At 66.2% G+C, this 15300-nt stretch carries 18 protein-coding genes (1 of these 18 running past the window's edge); 11 read left to right on the top strand and 7 right to left on the bottom strand.

Features of this window, described 5'->3' with window-relative positions; all coding sequences use genetic code 11:
* The first annotated feature begins 39 nt into the window (after nucleotides 1-39).
* From ispG to FPZ24_RS13675, 6 genes are all read left to right on the top strand, one after another.
* Complete coding sequence (gene ispG, locus FPZ24_RS13700; RefSeq protein WP_146572879.1) at nucleotides 40-1155, top strand: flavodoxin-dependent (E)-4-hydroxy-3-methylbut-2-enyl-diphosphate synthase; 1116 nt, start codon at nucleotides 40-42, stop codon at nucleotides 1153-1155.
* Nucleotides 1152-1634: a thioredoxin family protein gene (locus FPZ24_RS13695; RefSeq protein WP_146572877.1), complete on the top strand. Its 483-nt coding sequence runs from the start codon at nucleotides 1152-1154 to the stop codon at nucleotides 1632-1634. Before ispG ends, FPZ24_RS13695 begins: the two co-directional genes overlap by 4 nt.
* A gap of 60 nt (nucleotides 1635-1694) precedes the next feature.
* Nucleotides 1695-2180, top strand: a complete 486-nt coding sequence (locus FPZ24_RS13690) for a retropepsin-like aspartic protease family protein (RefSeq protein ID WP_146572874.1) — start codon at nucleotides 1695-1697, stop codon at nucleotides 2178-2180.
* Between the two features lie 74 nt (nucleotides 2181-2254).
* A complete protein-coding gene (locus FPZ24_RS13685; protein WP_146572871.1) occupies nucleotides 2255-3148 on the top strand; it encodes a DMT family transporter in 894 nt (297 codons plus the stop codon).
* Nucleotides 3145-3624: a GNAT family N-acetyltransferase gene (locus tag FPZ24_RS13680; protein ID WP_240047478.1), complete on the top strand. Its 480-nt coding sequence runs from the start codon at nucleotides 3145-3147 to the stop codon at nucleotides 3622-3624. The genes FPZ24_RS13685 and FPZ24_RS13680 overlap by 4 nt, the downstream gene beginning before the upstream one ends.
* Entirely contained in the window at nucleotides 3624-3992 is a 369-nt protein-coding gene (locus FPZ24_RS13675; protein ID WP_146572868.1) for a TfoX/Sxy family protein, read from the top strand. Before FPZ24_RS13680 ends, FPZ24_RS13675 begins: the two co-directional genes overlap by 1 nt.
* Before the next feature lie 215 nt (nucleotides 3993-4207).
* Here the strand turns inward: FPZ24_RS13675 and FPZ24_RS13670 are convergent, their stop codons facing one another.
* The 4 genes from FPZ24_RS13670 to FPZ24_RS13655 all read right to left on the bottom strand — a co-directional run bounded on the left by FPZ24_RS13670 (nucleotide 4208) and on the right by FPZ24_RS13655 (nucleotide 8137).
* Nucleotides 4208-4909 (bottom strand): hypothetical protein, encoded by a 702-nt coding sequence (locus FPZ24_RS13670; RefSeq protein ID WP_146572866.1) that lies wholly within the window; start codon nucleotides 4907-4909, stop codon nucleotides 4208-4210.
* On the bottom strand, nucleotides 4906-5445 hold the full coding sequence (ppa, locus tag FPZ24_RS13665; protein WP_146572864.1) for an inorganic diphosphatase: 540 nt from the start codon (nucleotides 5443-5445) through the stop codon (nucleotides 4906-4908). Before ppa ends, FPZ24_RS13670 begins: the two co-directional genes overlap by 4 nt.
* Nucleotides 5446-5493: 48 nt before the next feature.
* Nucleotides 5494-7410: a M61 family metallopeptidase gene (locus FPZ24_RS13660; protein ID WP_146572863.1), complete on the bottom strand. Its 1917-nt coding sequence runs from the start codon at nucleotides 7408-7410 to the stop codon at nucleotides 5494-5496.
* 88 nt (nucleotides 7411-7498) lie between these two features.
* A complete protein-coding gene (locus FPZ24_RS13655; RefSeq protein WP_146572861.1) occupies nucleotides 7499-8137 on the bottom strand; it encodes a DUF1345 domain-containing protein in 639 nt (212 codons plus the stop codon).
* 50 nt (nucleotides 8138-8187) lie between these two features.
* Between FPZ24_RS13655 and hisS the strand changes: the two genes are divergently transcribed.
* The 4 genes from hisS (at nucleotide 8188) to FPZ24_RS13635 (ending at nucleotide 12617) form a co-directional block, all read left to right on the top strand.
* Nucleotides 8188-9438 (top strand): histidine--tRNA ligase, encoded by a 1251-nt coding sequence (gene hisS / locus FPZ24_RS13650; RefSeq protein WP_146572859.1) that lies wholly within the window; start codon nucleotides 8188-8190, stop codon nucleotides 9436-9438.
* A 118-nt stretch (nucleotides 9439-9556) separates the two neighbouring features.
* Nucleotides 9557-10639: a peptide chain release factor 1 gene (gene prfA / locus FPZ24_RS13645; protein ID WP_146572857.1), complete on the top strand. Its 1083-nt coding sequence runs from the start codon at nucleotides 9557-9559 to the stop codon at nucleotides 10637-10639.
* Nucleotides 10640-10778: 139 nt separating this feature from the next.
* Nucleotides 10779-11585 carry a peptide chain release factor N(5)-glutamine methyltransferase gene (gene prmC / locus FPZ24_RS13640; RefSeq protein ID WP_186728866.1) on the top strand — a complete coding sequence of 269 codons (807 nt, stop codon included), beginning with the start codon at nucleotides 10779-10781 and terminating at the stop codon, nucleotides 11583-11585.
* Nucleotides 11586-11834: 249 nt separating this feature from the next.
* Entirely contained in the window at nucleotides 11835-12617 is a 783-nt protein-coding gene (locus FPZ24_RS13635; protein ID WP_338061655.1) for a DUF4167 domain-containing protein, read from the top strand.
* Between the two features lie 76 nt (nucleotides 12618-12693).
* Here the strand turns inward: FPZ24_RS13635 and FPZ24_RS13630 are convergent, their stop codons facing one another.
* Together FPZ24_RS13630 and FPZ24_RS13625 are read right to left on the bottom strand one after the other, a co-directional pair.
* Nucleotides 12694-12885: a hypothetical protein gene (locus FPZ24_RS13630; protein WP_146572853.1), complete on the bottom strand. Its 192-nt coding sequence runs from the start codon at nucleotides 12883-12885 to the stop codon at nucleotides 12694-12696.
* A 53-nt stretch (nucleotides 12886-12938) separates the two neighbouring features.
* Entirely contained in the window at nucleotides 12939-13220 is a 282-nt protein-coding gene (locus FPZ24_RS13625) for a hypothetical protein (protein ID WP_146572851.1), read from the bottom strand.
* A gap of 58 nt (nucleotides 13221-13278) precedes the next feature.
* Between FPZ24_RS13625 and FPZ24_RS13620 the strand changes: the two genes are divergently transcribed.
* The gene (locus FPZ24_RS13620; RefSeq protein WP_146572849.1) at nucleotides 13279-13707 is read left to right on the top strand and encodes a CBS domain-containing protein; all 429 of its coding nucleotides are present in this window, start codon (nucleotides 13279-13281) and stop codon (nucleotides 13705-13707) included.
* Between the two features lie 141 nt (nucleotides 13708-13848).
* Here FPZ24_RS13620 and FPZ24_RS13615 read toward each other — a convergent pair whose 3' ends face one another.
* A protein-coding gene (locus FPZ24_RS13615) for a lipopolysaccharide biosynthesis protein (protein ID WP_146572847.1) crosses the window boundary here: on the bottom strand, nucleotides 13849-15300 show its 3' portion. It continues 21 nt past the right edge of the window; 1452 of the gene's 1473 nt are visible here — the last part of the coding sequence; its start codon lies off the right edge, out of view — the gene reads right to left on this strand; the stop codon is at nucleotides 13849-13851.

Raw genomic sequence — 15300 nt, 5'->3', positions numbered from 1 at the left:
TGCCTTGGCGCGGTCATGCTTCGGGGGTATATGCGCCCCATGTCCCTACGTCCCTGGCGCGACATCACGCGCCGTCAGAGCCGCCAGATCATGGTCGGCAACGTCCCCGTCGGCGGCGGCGCGCCCGTCACCGTGCAGACGATGACCAATACGCCGACCAGCGATCCGCGCGCGACGATCGATCAGATTCGCCGCTGCGAGGATGCCGGGGTCGATATCATCCGCGTGTCGTGTCCCGACACCGACAGCACCGCCGCGCTCGGCCAGATCGTCCGGGCGGCGCGCGTGCCGATCGTCGCGGACATCCATTTCCACTACAAGCGCGCGCTCGAGGCGGCGGACGCCGGTGCTGCGTGCCTTCGCATCAATCCCGGCAATATCGGTTCGGCCGAGCGGGTAAACGAGGTGGTCAACGCCGCCAAGGCGAACGGCTGCGCGATCCGTATTGGCGTGAACGCCGGCAGTCTCGAGAAGGACTTGCTCGAAAAGTATGGCGAGCCGTGTCCGGAGGCGTTGGTCGAAAGCGCGCTCGATCATATCAAGCTGCTCCAGGACCGCGACTTCCACGAATTCAAGGTCGCGGTGAAGGCATCGGACCTGTTCCTTGCGGTGGCCGCGTATCAACAACTCGCCGAAGTCGTCGATTGCCCGCTGCATCTCGGCATCACCGAGGCGGGCGGGTTCGTCGGTGGGACGGTCAAGTCGTCGATCGGGATCGGCAGCCTGCTCTGGTATGGCATCGGCGACACGATCCGCGTCTCGCTGTCGGCCGAGCCGGAGGACGAAGTGCGCGTCGGGTTCGAGATCCTGAAGGCGCTGGGCATCCGCAACCGCGGCGTCCGCGTCGTGTCGTGCCCCAGCTGCGCGCGGCAGGGGTTCGACGTGATCCGCACGGTGCAGGCGCTGGAGGAGCGCCTCCAGCACATCCGCACGCCGATGAGCCTTTCGGTGCTCGGTTGCGTCGTCAACGGGCCGGGCGAGGCGCGCGAGACCGATATCGGCATCACCGGCGGCGGCAACGGCAAGCACATGGTCTATCTGTCGGGCGTCACCGACCATCACGTCCAGGACGCCGACATGATCGAGCACATCGTCAAGCTGGTCGAGGCCAAGGCGGCGGAGATCGAGGCGAGCGAGCAGGCACAAGCGGCGTGAGGTTCGTCGCGCTCGCTTTGGCGCTGACGGCGGTTCCGGCGTTGGCGCTTGCCGCCGATTGTCCGTCCCCCGCTTATCCCGAGGCAAAGCCGTTTGGCAGTGTCGAGAGTGGACGCGCCAGTGTCGATACTGCGTTGATGGCCGCAATCGCCGCCGACAAACGGGTCATCCTGGTGTTCGGTGCGAACTGGTGCCACGACAGCCGCGCGCTGGCGGGCTGGTTTGCCACGCCGCGCTTCCAGACCATGCTGCACGATCGCTACGAGATCGCGTGGATCAATGTCGGCGACAAGCCGGGCGAGAAGGACCGCAACGGCGATCTTGCGCGCCGCTTCGGGCTCGGGCCGATTACCGGGACGCCGACCGTGCTGGTCCTCGATTCGACCGGTAAGCCGGTGAACCTTGCCGACGCGCCGACCTGGCGCAACGCGGCGAGCCGGTCAGGCGACGCGATCTTCGCCTACTTCGCCAAGCGGTAAGCGCGGCGTTAAGCATCCCGATAAAGCGGACCGCAAGCGCAGCCGCGCTATGCGGCGGGCATGAAAGCCGCTTTCTTCGCCGTGACCGGGGCCGGTATCGCCCTCGGCCTGTTGCTGCCGGGCGCCAAGCCCAAGGCGGCGGCACCGGCGCCTGTGCTTGCGGCCGTGGCAACCGCCGACCAACCGCGCGAGACGGTACTGGAGCGCGAGGATAACGGCCACTTCTTCACCGTCGCCGACGTCAATGGCGAGCCGATCAAGTTCGTCGTCGATACCGGCGCCACCACGGTCGCGCTGACGATGGACGATGCCCGTCGCGCCGGGGTTAAGTTCGATCCCGGCCAGTTCGAGGTCGTCGGCAGCGGCGCATCGGGCGCGGTGCGCGGACAGGAAGTGGAGCTGAACGACGTCGTCCTCGACGGCAAGCGCGTCAGCGGCATCCACGGGCTGGTGCTCGACGGACTGACGATCTCGCTGCTCGGCCAGAATTATCTTCGTCATCTCGACAGCGTGTCGATCAGCGGCGACAAGATGACCCTCAAATGATCCACGCGCTCTCCTTGTGACGTCATAAGGAGAGCGCGGGTGACGGAACGGCGACCGCCCGCTATCGGCGGGGGATGAGCCACCGCGCGCCGTCCCAAGCCCTGGTCTTCGCGGTCGCGGTCGGCGGGATCGCGATCTTCTCGTCGATGGACGCGGTGATGAAAGGGCTGACGCTCCAGATCGGCGCGTTCACGACCCTGTTTTGGCGGACGCTGGCGGGGATCGTGTTCACCGGCGCGATCTACCTGCCGACGCGTAAGGCCTGGCCGTCGCGCGATGTGATGCGCGTCCACCTGATCCGCGGCTGCGTGTCGGCGGTGATGGCGGTGACGTTCTTCTGGGGCCTCGCCAAGATCCCGATGGCGCAGGCGATCGCGCTGGCGTTCATCGCGCCGCTGCTGGCGCTGTTCGGCGCGGCGTTCGTCCTGAAGGAGCGCATCCCGCCGCGCGCCGTCATCGCCTCGCTGATCGCGTTCGGCGGGGTCGGCGTGATCATGCTCGGCCAGGCGAGCGCGGCGCCCAACCACGAGCGTTTCGTCGGCACCGTCGCGGTTTTGCTGTCCGCGGTTTGCTACGCCTACAACATCGTGCTGATGCGCCAGCAGGCGATGGTCGCGGGGCCGAGCGAAGTGGCGTTCTTCCAGAGCATCATCGTCGGCGTGATCTTCGCGTGTTTCGCGCCGTTCCTCGCCGACGTGCCGGACCTGAAGCACGCACCCGCGATCGTGCTGGCGGCGGCGCTGGCGACGGTGTCGCTGCTGATCCTTGCCTGGGCCTATGCTCGGGGTGAGGCCAACTACCTCGCGCCGACCGAATATACCGGGTTCATCTGGGCGGCACTGTGGGGCTGGGTGGTGTTCCACGAACCGGTTGCGCCCTATACGCTGGCGGGGGCGGCGATGATCATCGCCGGTTGCCTAGTCGCCGCGCGCAAGCGCGATATCGAGAATGTGGAGGCTGCGTTTTGACGCTGACGATCCGTCCCGCCGAACCGGCCGACGCTGCGCTGATCCTGCGCTTCGTCAAGGAGCTCGCCGAGTTCGAGCGCGAGCCGGATGCGGTCGTCGCGACCGAGGCGGGGCTAGCCTATGCGCTGTTCGAGGAACGGTCGGCCGAGGCGGTTATCGCCGAGCAGGACGGGGCGCCGGTCGGCTTTGCCCTGTTCTTCCACAATTTTTCGACCTGGACCGGCCGCAAGGGGGTCTATCTCGAGGACCTCTACGTCACCCCCGAGGCGCGAGGCTCGGGGGTCGGCACCGCCTTGCTCCGGCACCTTGCCGGGATCGCGCTCGACCGCGACTGCGCGCGGTTCGAATGGGCGGTGCTCGACTGGAACACGCCGGCGGTCGATTTCTACACCGCGATGGGCGCCGACAGCCAGGATGAGTGGACCGTGCGGCGCGTGACCGGCGACGCGCTCGTCAAGCTTGCCGGGCGCGACTGATGGCGGCGGACCAAGGGCTGATCGATTGGGTCGCGGAGGCGATGGAGCCGGTCGGTACCGTCACCAAGCGCGCGATGATGGGCGGCGCGACGCTTTATTGCGACGGCATCATCTTCGCGATCGTCAGCCATGACGACGTCCTATGGTTCAAGGCCGATGCCGAGAGCGACACCCTGTGGGACGCGGCCGGATGTGGCCGGTTCACCTACGATATGGGCGGCAAGACCGGCAGCATGAACTATCGCCGCGCCCCGGACGACGCCTATGACGACCCCGACGAACTGCGTCGCTGGGGCTTGCTTGGGCTCGACGCGGGGCGCCGCGCGCCGGCGAAAAAGCCGAAAAAGGGGCCGCGGCGTTCGCGCTAAGTTGACACCAGGTTGACACTAACGGCGGTGTCGCGGCGGGCGCAGGCTCCGCACAAACCGCCCAGCGTTTCAGGTTCCGGTGTTCCTGCGCAAGCAGGAACCCAGGGCCTCATCACATATTGTCCGCGACAATCCCTGGGCTCCTGCTTTCGCAGGAGCACGGTGGTGGAAATGACGCGTTGTCAAAGAGCCCGACTACGCTGTCAGGCGGAATCCTACATTGCAAGCATCGCGTTGCGACGTCGCTCGAACCATGCAGGCCTGACCGCCGCGACGATCGCGGTCGCCAGCAGCGCGAACCACGCGATCGTGAACGCCTGCATCATCACCGGTCCGGGCAGCTCGCCGAAGCCGTAGATCGCCGCCATCCCGCCAATCCACACCACCGCGCCAAGCAACAACGGCACCAAGCCGCCAAGCCGGACGATCGCGAGGCCGATCAAGGCCGTCCCCAGCGCGAGCAGCCCGAACTTGACGTGCACCGCCCAATAAAGCTGATCGAGCTGCGCTTGCGTCCCGGGCAGCGCCTTCATGATGCCGCCCATGATCAGCCCCTCGACCTCGTCGCTGAGCCCGGCGACGATTAGCGCGGCGACCGTCACCGTGCGGAACCGCCCCCGGCTCGCGGCGATCGCGGCGAGGACCAGGAAGGCGGTGTACGCGGGAATGAACCCCAGTTCGTCGAGCCACAGGCCCGTCCATTGCGCGCCGACCAACGTCGCGCGGCACGGGTCCGCGCCGAACAACGCGGCGACCTCCGTCGGCGTCCGCGCCAGTTCGAAGCCGATGATCGGCCCGAGCCCGCCAGGCGCCGGGCCGCACGCGACCAGGCCCGGGATCCGCCCGAAGCTCCACGAACAGAAAAACGCGATTAGCCCCGCCAGCACGCACAGGCGCCAGGCGGTGCGCGACGTCATGCGGTCTTGGCGCCTTTCGCGCGCTCGATCGCCTCGATCACGATCTGGCGCGCTTCGGCGGCATCGCCCCATTTGCCGACGCGCACCCACTTTTCGGCCTCGAGGTCCTTATAGTGGGTGAAGAAATGCTCGATCTGCTGGAGGACGATCGACGGCAGGTCCTGCCGCTCGCCGATGTCCGAATAATAGGGGAAGGTCGTGTCGACGGGAACACAAATCAGCTTTTCGTCCCCCCCCGCTTCGTCTTCCAGGTTGAGCACGCCGATCGGCCGGGCGCGCACGACACAGCCGGGCACGAACGGGCTGCGCGCGATGACCAGCGCGTCGAGCGGATCGCCGTCGGGCGACAGGGTATGCGGCACGAAGCCGTAATTCGCCGGGTAGCGCATCGGCGTGTGCAGAATGCGATCGACGAACAGCGCGCCCGATTTCTTGTCGAACTCGTACTTCACCGGCTCGCCGCCGGTCGGCACTTCGATGATGACGTTCAAGCTCTCCGGCGGGTTGTCGCCAACCGGGATCAGGTCGATATTCATGCGTCTTCCTCAAAAGGATGTTGGCGACATCCCCTCCCGGCTGCCCCGTCAGCGCGGGGTCAGCAGCCGATCCAGCCCGGTGTCCCCGGTGCCGGTCTTGACGAAGTGCGGATAGCGCAGGCCGCCATGATAGTCGATGCTGACCGTCTTGACCTCTTCGCCCGCCTTGACGACCAGAACGATGGGGGCCTTGGTCCCCTTCGCATCGCTTACCGCGGCGCGCAGGCGATCGTCGGTATAGGCCAGACCGTTGACCGCGACGATCGTGTCGCCGACGGTCAGGCCGACGCCGTAAGCCGGTCCCTCCCAGCGGACCGACGACAGGCTGGAATCGGCGCCGATCGTGATGCCCAGCGAATAGGCGAAATCGGCCTGTTTGCGGGCGCGTTCGTTCTGCTTGCCGACGGGCGTCTGCTGGTCGGTATAGACGAGCTTGTAGCCGTTGCGCTCGAACCCGGCGAGCGGGGCCGGCTGGCCGGTTTCGGTCAGTCGCTTGGTCAAGAAACCGCGCCAATCGTACGGCTGGATGCCGTTCAGCGTCGCGACGACGTCGTCGAACGTATAGGTCACCTCGCCCCAGTCGCCGTCGTTGATGCCGAAAAACGCCTTGGCGAAATCGTCGAGCGACTTGGTCCCCTTCGACTGCTCACGCAGCATCGAATCGACTTCCATCCAGACCAGCAGACCTTCGTTGTAATATTCCTCGCCGCGTTGATAATCGTACCAGCCGACCGGCTTGCGGTTGGACATGATCGGGCTGTTGGTGGTGTCGATCAGCGGCCGCCAGTTGCGCCCCGGGGTGTTGTCCAGATTCGCCGCGATCGCGGCATATTGGTCGAGCGTATCCTGCTTGCTGACGAGACCAGAGCGCGCCTGCAGGATATAGCCCCAGAACTGCGTCTGGCCTTCGTAGACCCACAACAGGCTGTCGCGCATCGGATAGCGATAATCGGGCGTCCACAGATCCGCGCCGCGGCGGAATTTGCCGTCCCAGCTATGATTGTATTCGTGCGGAAAGACGTTGCGCGAATTCACGTTGTTCGCCCACTCGCTGAAATAGCCCATGCGGACGCCGATTTCGGTCGAGCGGTGATGTTCGAGGCCGATCCCGCCGAGCTCGTTCGAGACCGAGACGAGGAACTCGTAGTGATCGTAATGCTGCGCGCCGTAAAGCTTCACCGCTTGGTCGACGATCCGCTTGTGCGCATCGATCATGTCGGGCGTCGCCGCCGCCAGTTCCGCCGCGGTGTCGGCGAACACGTTCATGTTGACGCGCGGCGACAGCGCCCATTTTTTGTAATAGCGGCCGGCGACGATCGGACTGTCGATCAGGATTTCGTAGTTCGTCGGCTCGTACGTGTAGGTCGAACCCACCACCTTGGCGTTGAGCGCCGACGCCGCGGTCCAGCCCTCGGGATATTTGACCGTCATCCGCACCGGGATCTGCCGCGCGAAATAGCCGGCGGGATAGAGGCTGGTCACGATCGTCTGCAGGCTCATCATGTTGGGCGTCATCATCATGCGCCCTTGGTCGCCCTTGGTCGCCGACAGGTACTGAAACTTGACGTCGATCGACTTCACGCCCTTCGGGATGTCGAGATGGAAGGCGTAGACATCGACCGGATCGCGGGTCCACGGGATCTCCTTGCCGTTCGCCGTGACGTGCAGGCCGGCGACCTTCTCGATCTCGTTGCGCGGCGTGTGGCCGCCGGGAATCCATTTGGGAAACAGCAGGACGAAATCGCCGGCCTTGGCGACCGGGATCGTCTCCTTGATCGAGAAGATGTTGCGCGCGGTGTCGGTCGCGTCGATGTCGATCGTCATCGTGCCCGGATAGGGCGTGTCGGCGGCGGCCGGGATGGTATCGACGATCGGCACCGGCTGCGGCTTCGAATTGTTGGCCTGGCCGTAAGCGACGGTGGCGGTGGCGGCGAGAAGCAGGGTGAATGCGGCGCGACGGATCATCGGGAAGTGCCCCTTGTTCTGATATCGGTGTGGCGATGTCCTAAAGCGCTTACACACTCGGGTTCAAGGCCGCGAATTGTAACAAAGCTTATCCGCCGCCGATCGTGTTGATCGTGAAGGCCAGCACGCCGAGGTTGAACACGAAAGCCGCGAGGCACTGGCCGAGCGAAATGAAGCGGATACGGCGCGACGGGATTTCGACGTCGCTGGTCTGGAACGTCATGCCCAACGTGAAGCTGAAATAACAGAAGTCCCAATAATCGGGGCTGTCGCAGCCGGGGAAATCGAGCCCGCCATTGTCGTTCCCGTCGCCGTCGCAGTCGGTGTAATAGAGATGCGCGTAGTGCAGCGCGTAGATGATGTTGGAAAACAGCCAGGCGAGGATCAGGCTGCCGATCACCAGCGCGATCGATGCGGGCGACGCCTTGCCCATCTTCTCGGTCACCACGGCGACCAGGATGACCGTCGAGGTGATGACGGTGAGGATCAGCAGGCCGGCGCGGTTGGCGTCGTTGGCGGCGGCGGCCTGGCGGATCTGGTCGGCCTCGCCCCGGCGCATCAGGGGAATAATCGAGATCAGGAAGATCGCCGCGGCGATGTCGAACGCGATCATCGCGCCGCGCGACCAGCCCTGCGCCGGGATCGCGACGACGAGGCCGACGACGAAGACCAGCACGAACGCGATGAAGCGCGGTGGGGCGATCCGCTTGCCCAGGTTCATGGCCATGACGGGAGGCTAGCGCAGGCCCGCATGCTCTACTAGAGAGCGCCGCCAATATGGCGCGCATCGAAACCCCCAAACGAATCCGCGGAACGCAGGACATTTTCGGCGACGAGCAACGCCGCTTCGCGCGCGTGCTCGAAGCGTTCGAGAAGGTGCGCCGGCTCTACGCCTTCCAGCGCGTCGATATCCCGGTGTTCGAGGAAACGCAGGTCTTCGCGCGCTCGATCGGCGAGACGACCGACGTCGTGTCGAAGGAAATGTATTCGTTCGAGGATCGCGGCGGCGATTCGGTGACGCTGCGGCCGGAATTCACCGCGGGCATCTGTCGCGCGTACCTGACCGAGGGGTGGCAGCAATACACGCCCTTGAAGCTGGTCACGTCGGGCGCGGTGTTCCGGTACGAGCGGCCGCAAAAGGGGCGCTATCGCCAGTTCCACCAGATCGACGCCGAAGTGATCGGCGCGGCCGAACCGGCGGCGGACGTCGAGCTGCTGGCGTTCGCGGATCAGCTGCTCAACGAACTGGGGATCGCCGAGGGCGTGACGCTCCAGCTCAACACGCTGGGTGATGCCGAGACGCGCGATGCGTGGCGCGGGGCGCTCGTTTCGCACTTTGAGAAGCATCGCGGCGACCTGTCCGAAGACAGCGTGGTTCGGCTCGACAAGAACCCGATGCGCATCCTCGACAGCAAGGACCCGCGCGACCGCCCGATCGCGGATGCGGCGCCCGACATCGACGCACATCTGACCAGTGAGGCGGGCGCGTTTTTCGAAGCAGTGACCAAGGGGCTCGATGCGGCGGGCGTGAAATGGACGCGCAACTCGCGGCTCGTACGCGGGCTCGATTATTATCGCCACACCGCGTTCGAGTTCGTGACCGACCGGCTCGGCGCGCAAGGCACCGTGCTTGCGGGCGGGCGCTATGACGGACTGATCGAAGCGCTCGGCGGCCCGCATACGCCGGGGGTCGGCTGGGCGGCCGGGGTCGAGCGGCTGGCGATGTTGTTGGAGGAGCCGGCGGCAAGCGTCCTCGACGTGATCGTCGCCGTCGAAGACGACCAAGCAATCGGCATCGGGCATCGCTCGCTAAGGACATTGCGCGACGCTGGCTTTTCGGCGGAGATGATCGCCACCGGATCGCCTCGCAAGCGGTTCGACAAGGCCAGCAAGGTGATGGCGAAGGTGTTGGTTTCGATCAACGTCGTCGAGGATCGCTTTGTTATCAACACGCGATCCGTGCCGGGGACGCTGGAGGCCGAGCGGGTCACCGCGCTGTTGTCCGCTGTCCTGGAGGCCGTCCGATGATCTTCAGTTCCCCGGCGAAGGCCGGGGTCCAGTCCTCACATCACTTCGCGCGCGGCAGCGCGTTCGGCGCTGCGCGCCGAGTCTGGACCCCGGCCTGCGCCGGGGAACGGGGTGGGGCATGACCTCCATCTCCCCCCAACGGATCGCGCAGATCGAGGCGCGGCGGGACGAGCTGGGCGCGCTCATGGCGACCGGCGACCTGTCGGGCGAGCGCTTCGTCCAGGTGTCGAAGGAATATGCCGAGCTCGAGCCGGTCGCGAAGGCGGCGGGCGAGGTGCGGCGGTTGCGCGCCGAGCTCGCGACGCTCAATCGCATGGCCGAGGACGATGCGTCCGACGGCGACCTGAAGGCGATGGCGCGCGAGGAAATCGAGGAAATCCGCGAACAGCTGCCGACCGCGGAGCGCGCGCTGGCGCTCGCGCTGCTGCCGCGCGACGCCGCCGACGAACGTGCCGCGATGCTCGAAATCCGCGCCGGGACCGGCGGCGACGAGGCCAGCCTGTTCGCGGGCGACCTGTTCCGCATGTACCAGCGCTATGCCGAAGGGCAGGGCTGGCGGGTCGAGATGATCTCCGCCTCGACCTCCGACGCGGGGGGCTTCAAGGAAGTCGTCGCCTCGGTCGAGGGCAAAGGTGTGTTCGCCAAGCTGAAGTTCGAAAGCGGCGTCCACCGCGTGCAACGCGTCCCCGTCACCGAAAGCGGCGGGCGTATCCACACATCGGCGGCGACCGTCGCGGTGCTGCCCGAGGCCGAGGATGTCGACGTCCATATCGACGAGGCGAAGGACCTGCGCATCGACATCTACCGCTCGTCGGGGCCGGGCGGGCAATCGGTCAACACTACCGATAGCGCGGTGCGGATCGTGCATATCCCGTCGGGGCTGGTCGTGATTCAGCAGGACGAGAAATCGCAGCACAAGAACAAGGCCAAGGCGCTGAAGGTGCTTCGGACGCGCTTGTACGAGATGGAGCGCGAACGGCTCCACAACGAACGCGCCGGCGCGCGCAAGTCGATGGTCGGATCGGGGGATCGCTCGGAGCGGATCCGCACGTACAATTTCCCGCAAGGCCGCGTGACCGACCATCGCATCAACCTGACGCTGCACCGCCTGCCAGAAATTCTGGAGGGCGACATGGACGAGCTGATCGGCGCCCTGATCGCCGAGGACGAGGCGGAACGGCTGGCGACGTTGGATGGCTGATCAATCCTCCCCCCGGAGGGGGAGGGGGACCGCGTAGCGGTGGAGGGGTAGTCTCCACGAGCGACGCCGCCTGTGGCACGCTACCCCTCCACCAGCCTGCGGCTGGTCCCCTCCCCCTCCGGGGGAGGAAGGGGTTCGCGTGATCCTTGCCACCACCGCGCAGCACCTCGCCACCGTCTCCGACACCCCCCGCCTCGATGCAGAACTGCTGATGGCGCATGCGTTGGGGGTCACGCGCGAGCGGTTGCTCCTCCGCCACCTCGACGACCCCGTGCCTCCAGCGTTCGTCGCGCTCATCCACCGCCGCCTGGCGCACGAGCCGGTCGCCTACATCATCGGCACGCGCGATTTCTGGAGCATCACGCTCGCGGTCGGGCGGGGTGTACTGATCCCGCGGCCCGATAGCGAGACGCTGATCGAGGCGGCAGTCGAGCATTTCGCGGACCGCGCGCCCAAGACCGTCCTCGACCTCGGCACCGGGCCGGGGACGTTGCTGCTCGCGGCGCTGGCGGAGTGGCCGCAGGCGAAGGGATTGGGCGTGGACGCGTCCGCGGCGTCGCTCGATTTCGCCGAGCACAATGCGAACGTGCTCGACATGGCGGAGCGAGCGAGCTTCTCGCAGGGGGATTGGGCGGCCGGCGTGACCGGCCCGTTCGACCTGGTGCTGTGCAACCCGCCTTATGTCGCGGCGGACGAGACCTTGCCCGCCGAGGTGCGCGACCACGAACCCGCGTCTGCACTATTCGCGGGCAACGATGGCCTCGACGACTATCGCATCATCGCGGCCCAACTCCCGCGCCTGATCGCCCCCGGCGGCATGGCGGCGATCGAGATCGGCTACACCCAGGCCGCCGCGGTCACCGCGCTGCTGACCGCGCAGGGTCTGACCGTGGCCCTGCGCCGCGACCTGGCGGGGCGCGACCGTTGCCTTGTCGCTACATCTTGATTCAGAACAGCCCGAAACCCATATTTCCGCTTGGAAGAATGCCCGGTAGCCGCTATTGAGCGCACAGGGGCACACGATCTCAATCGATACATCGTTGAAATCGGGAGGTTGCCCAATCCTTCGTCATCAGGCCGCTTGTCCGGCGGCCGTGACAGGTCTTCGCGTCCTGACAGGCGCGGACGCCGCGTGGGGTTTGACTCCTGTTTGGAGCAAGGCCGGGTTTGTTTTGTAGACAAGGACCACAGGACTTTGATCAATAATAATCGTCAGGCCGGCCGCCGTCGCGGTCGGGGTGGACAGCGCCAAGGTGGCGGCAACCCCAATTCGGGCAACCGGATCGACAATCGCGCGCGGGGCAACGCCAGCCAGCTGCTGGAAAAATACAAGACCCTGGCCGCCGATGCGCAGCGGCAGGGCGATCGCGTCAACGCCGAATATTATCTGCAGTTCGCGGATCACTATTTCCGCGTGCTCGCCGAAAGCCGCAGCCGCTTCGAGGAGCAGAACCCCAACCAGAATCAGCGCCGCGGCCGCGAGGACGCGTTCGACGACGAGGATGAGGGCTTCGACGAGGACGGCAACGAGATCGCCGCCGAGGCCGAGCAACCCCGCCGCCAGCAGCAGTCGCGCGACGACCGTGGTCCAGATGGGCGCGGCGATAACGGGCGCAATCAGGACGGCCAGCGCGAGTATCGTGGCCGCGACCGCAACGATCGCGGCGACCGTGAGCAGCGCGAGGATCGCGGCAATCGCGGCAACGGCAATTATGCAGGCAACGGCTACGCCGCCAATGACGGCGACGAGGATAATCGTCCGGAAGTCGCCGCGGCGCCCGAAGGCGATCGCGAACCGGCTCGCCGTCCGCGCGCACGCCGCGAGGCCAAGCCGGTCGCAGCCAACGAAGGCGAGACCTTCGACGCCGCCTTGCTGCCGCCGTCGCTCGGCATCGGTATCGGCGATGAGGGCGAGGAAGCTCCGAAGCCCCGCCGCGGCCGCCCGCGTCGCACGCCGGGAGCCGAAGCGGCCGAGTGATCGGTCGGTCCGCCAACAAAAAAGGGCGTCGGGAAACCGGCGCCCTTTTGTTTGTGTCGGGCGGTCGGCGGCCGGGCTATTTCTCGGTCGTCTTGGATACCGGCTTGCGGTTCTCCATCGCGCGGACCTGCGGCGGGCCGTAGTCGGGTTCGTTCCGCGTCACGGTGCATCCCGCCGTGCGCTCGCAAAGACCGACGGCGAGGACGTTCCTGTCGGCCGTCGTGCAACCGCCGAGACACAAAAACAACGGTAGGATTGCTCGTTTCATCGTTAGCCCTTGGTGTACGGCGCGCACCATATCTTCCCGGCTGATCGAGGCAATCACCGATCGATCCGCTCGACATCCTCGTCATGGCCCGTGCCGGAACTGAGGAATGCCAGCCCCATCAGCGCGGCGGCCATCATGATCGTGCCGCCGAACCCGCCGATCGCCGCAAGGATCGCGACCCAGCTCAGCGGGCCGTACACCTGGTCCAATATATAAAGCGCGGTGCCGACCGCGATCACCGCGGCGAGCAGCATCCATAACAGCATCCGCCGATACCGCGCCCAGGCGAACGCGGCGTAATCGGGGTCGTCGAGGCCGGAGGGTCGTTCGCTCATGCTTCCTATTTGGGCCGAAAAGGCGCATTTCGAAAGGCGCATAAAGAAGGAGAGGGTCATGACGATCGCAACGATCCTGTCGGGCAAGGGCGCGGAAGTGACGACGATCACCGCCGCGCATTCGGTCGCCGACGCGGTGAAGCTGCTGGCCGAGCGACGGATCGGCGCGGTGCCGGTGTTGAAGGACGGCGCGGTCGCCGGCATCTTTTCGGAACGCGACGTGATTCACTGCCTGGCCAACGACGGCGCCGCGGGACTCGCGCGGTCGGTCGGCGAGGTGATGACCGCGCCGGCGATTACGGTGGCGCGCGACGAAGCGGTGCTGGGGGCGCTGACGCTGATGACACGGCGCCGGATCCGCCACTTGCCGGTGGTCGAAGGCGAGGCGCTGATCGGGCTGGTGTCGATCGGCGACCTGGTCAAATACCGCATCGACCGGATCGAGGCCGACGCCGAGGCGATGAGGAGTTATATTCAGGGCACGTAGCCGACGCCTGGTTCCCCTCCCTGCAAGGGAGGGGTTAGGGTGGGTGGAGGCTTGGCGAAACGCAAGTCTACACGTTACTCCTATCGTATCGCGATACTTCCACCCACCCCCGGCCCCTCCCTTGCAGGGAGGGGAGAAGCGCTAGCGCCGCAATCGAACCAGTTCGACGATCTCGCGGACGACGTCGCGCGAGAAGCTGAAGAGCCACAGGCCATAGCTTGCCGCCCCCACGCTCGCGAGCAATGCAAGGCGGGGCAGGGGCGCAAGCGGCGGCAGGGCGCGATCGACGATCGTCACCACCAGCGCCATCGCGACCGCGGCGAACAAGGGTGGTGCGATCGCATCGGCGACGTCGCGCAGCCGCGCACCGATCACCGGCAACGAGCGCCACGCGCTGACGCCGAGATAGATCGGATAGGCGACGATCCAGGCCGCCGCGATTCCCGTCGCGCCCCATTGCACGCCGACGAGAAAGCTGGCCGCCAGTACGAACGCGCCGAACGCGCCGTTTTTCATTCCGATGCTGGGCTTGCCGCGCGCGTCGCAGGCGGGGGAGAACAGCACCTGCATCGTCATGAACGGCATCGCGAAGGCGAGCAGGTGGACTACCGGGATCGCTTCTTTCCACTTGTCGCCGAGCATCGTCAGCACCAGCGGCTCGGCGGTCGCGGCCAGACCGAGATAGAAGGGCAGCGCAGCAACCATGATGATTCGCGTGGCGCGGACGAACGCGCGGGCGACCGCTTCGTCGTCGTGCTGGATGCGGGCGTAAGCCGAGAAGGCGACTTCGTTGAGCGGCGGCACGAACTTCGACACGAAGATCTGCGTCAGGAACAGGCTGGTCGTGTAGATGCCGAGTTCGTGCGCGGAGAAATGACGCCCGGCGATGAACACGTCGCACTGGCTCTGGAGGAACCAGAACAGCTGTCCCGCCGCCATCACCCCGCCATAGCGCGCGAGATGCCCGGCGCCGCGGAAGTCGAAGCTCGGCCAGACCAACGACCGCGCGGCGATCGTCATCCCGACCGCGCGGACGCCGAACAGCACCATTGGCGCGAACACCAAGGTCCAGACGCCCCAGCTGGCCAGCGCGCCGCCAAGCGCCGCGCTGGCGCTGGCGATCGACGCGAGAATGTTGATCCGCGCCTGCTTCGAAAAATCCATCTCGCGGCTGAGGAGCGCATAGGGGAGGGCGATGAACGGCGTCGTCAGATAGAGCAGCGCCTGAACGCGCAGCAGGTTCGCGACCTCCGGGTGGCGGTAATAGGCCGCGGCGACGGGCGCGAGCAGCAGCTGCGCGCCGCCGAGCGTGACGTTGAGCGCGATCAGCATGCCGAACAGCTGGCGAATCTGCCGGCGCGTGATGTCGGCCTGCTGGATCAGCCCGCTCGCCAGGCCATAGCCGTTGAGCATGTTGAGGAAGACCAGGATCACCCCGGTCATCGCGAACAGCCCGTAATCGGCCGGCGACAGGATACGAATCACCAGAAACGTCGCCGCCCATTGCACCATCTGCGCGAGAATCTGGCTGCCCGAACGCCAGATCACGGCGCTCCGGACCTTGCTTGCCAGCGATTCTGCGCCCTGATTCGA

This window comes from Sphingomonas panacisoli (assembly GCF_007859635.1).
In the GTDB taxonomy this organism is placed as follows: domain Bacteria; phylum Pseudomonadota; class Alphaproteobacteria; order Sphingomonadales; family Sphingomonadaceae; genus Sphingomonas; species Sphingomonas panacisoli.
The sequence above is the reverse complement of the archived record's forward strand: the minus strand, read 5'-3'. Positions and strand labels throughout refer to the sequence as shown.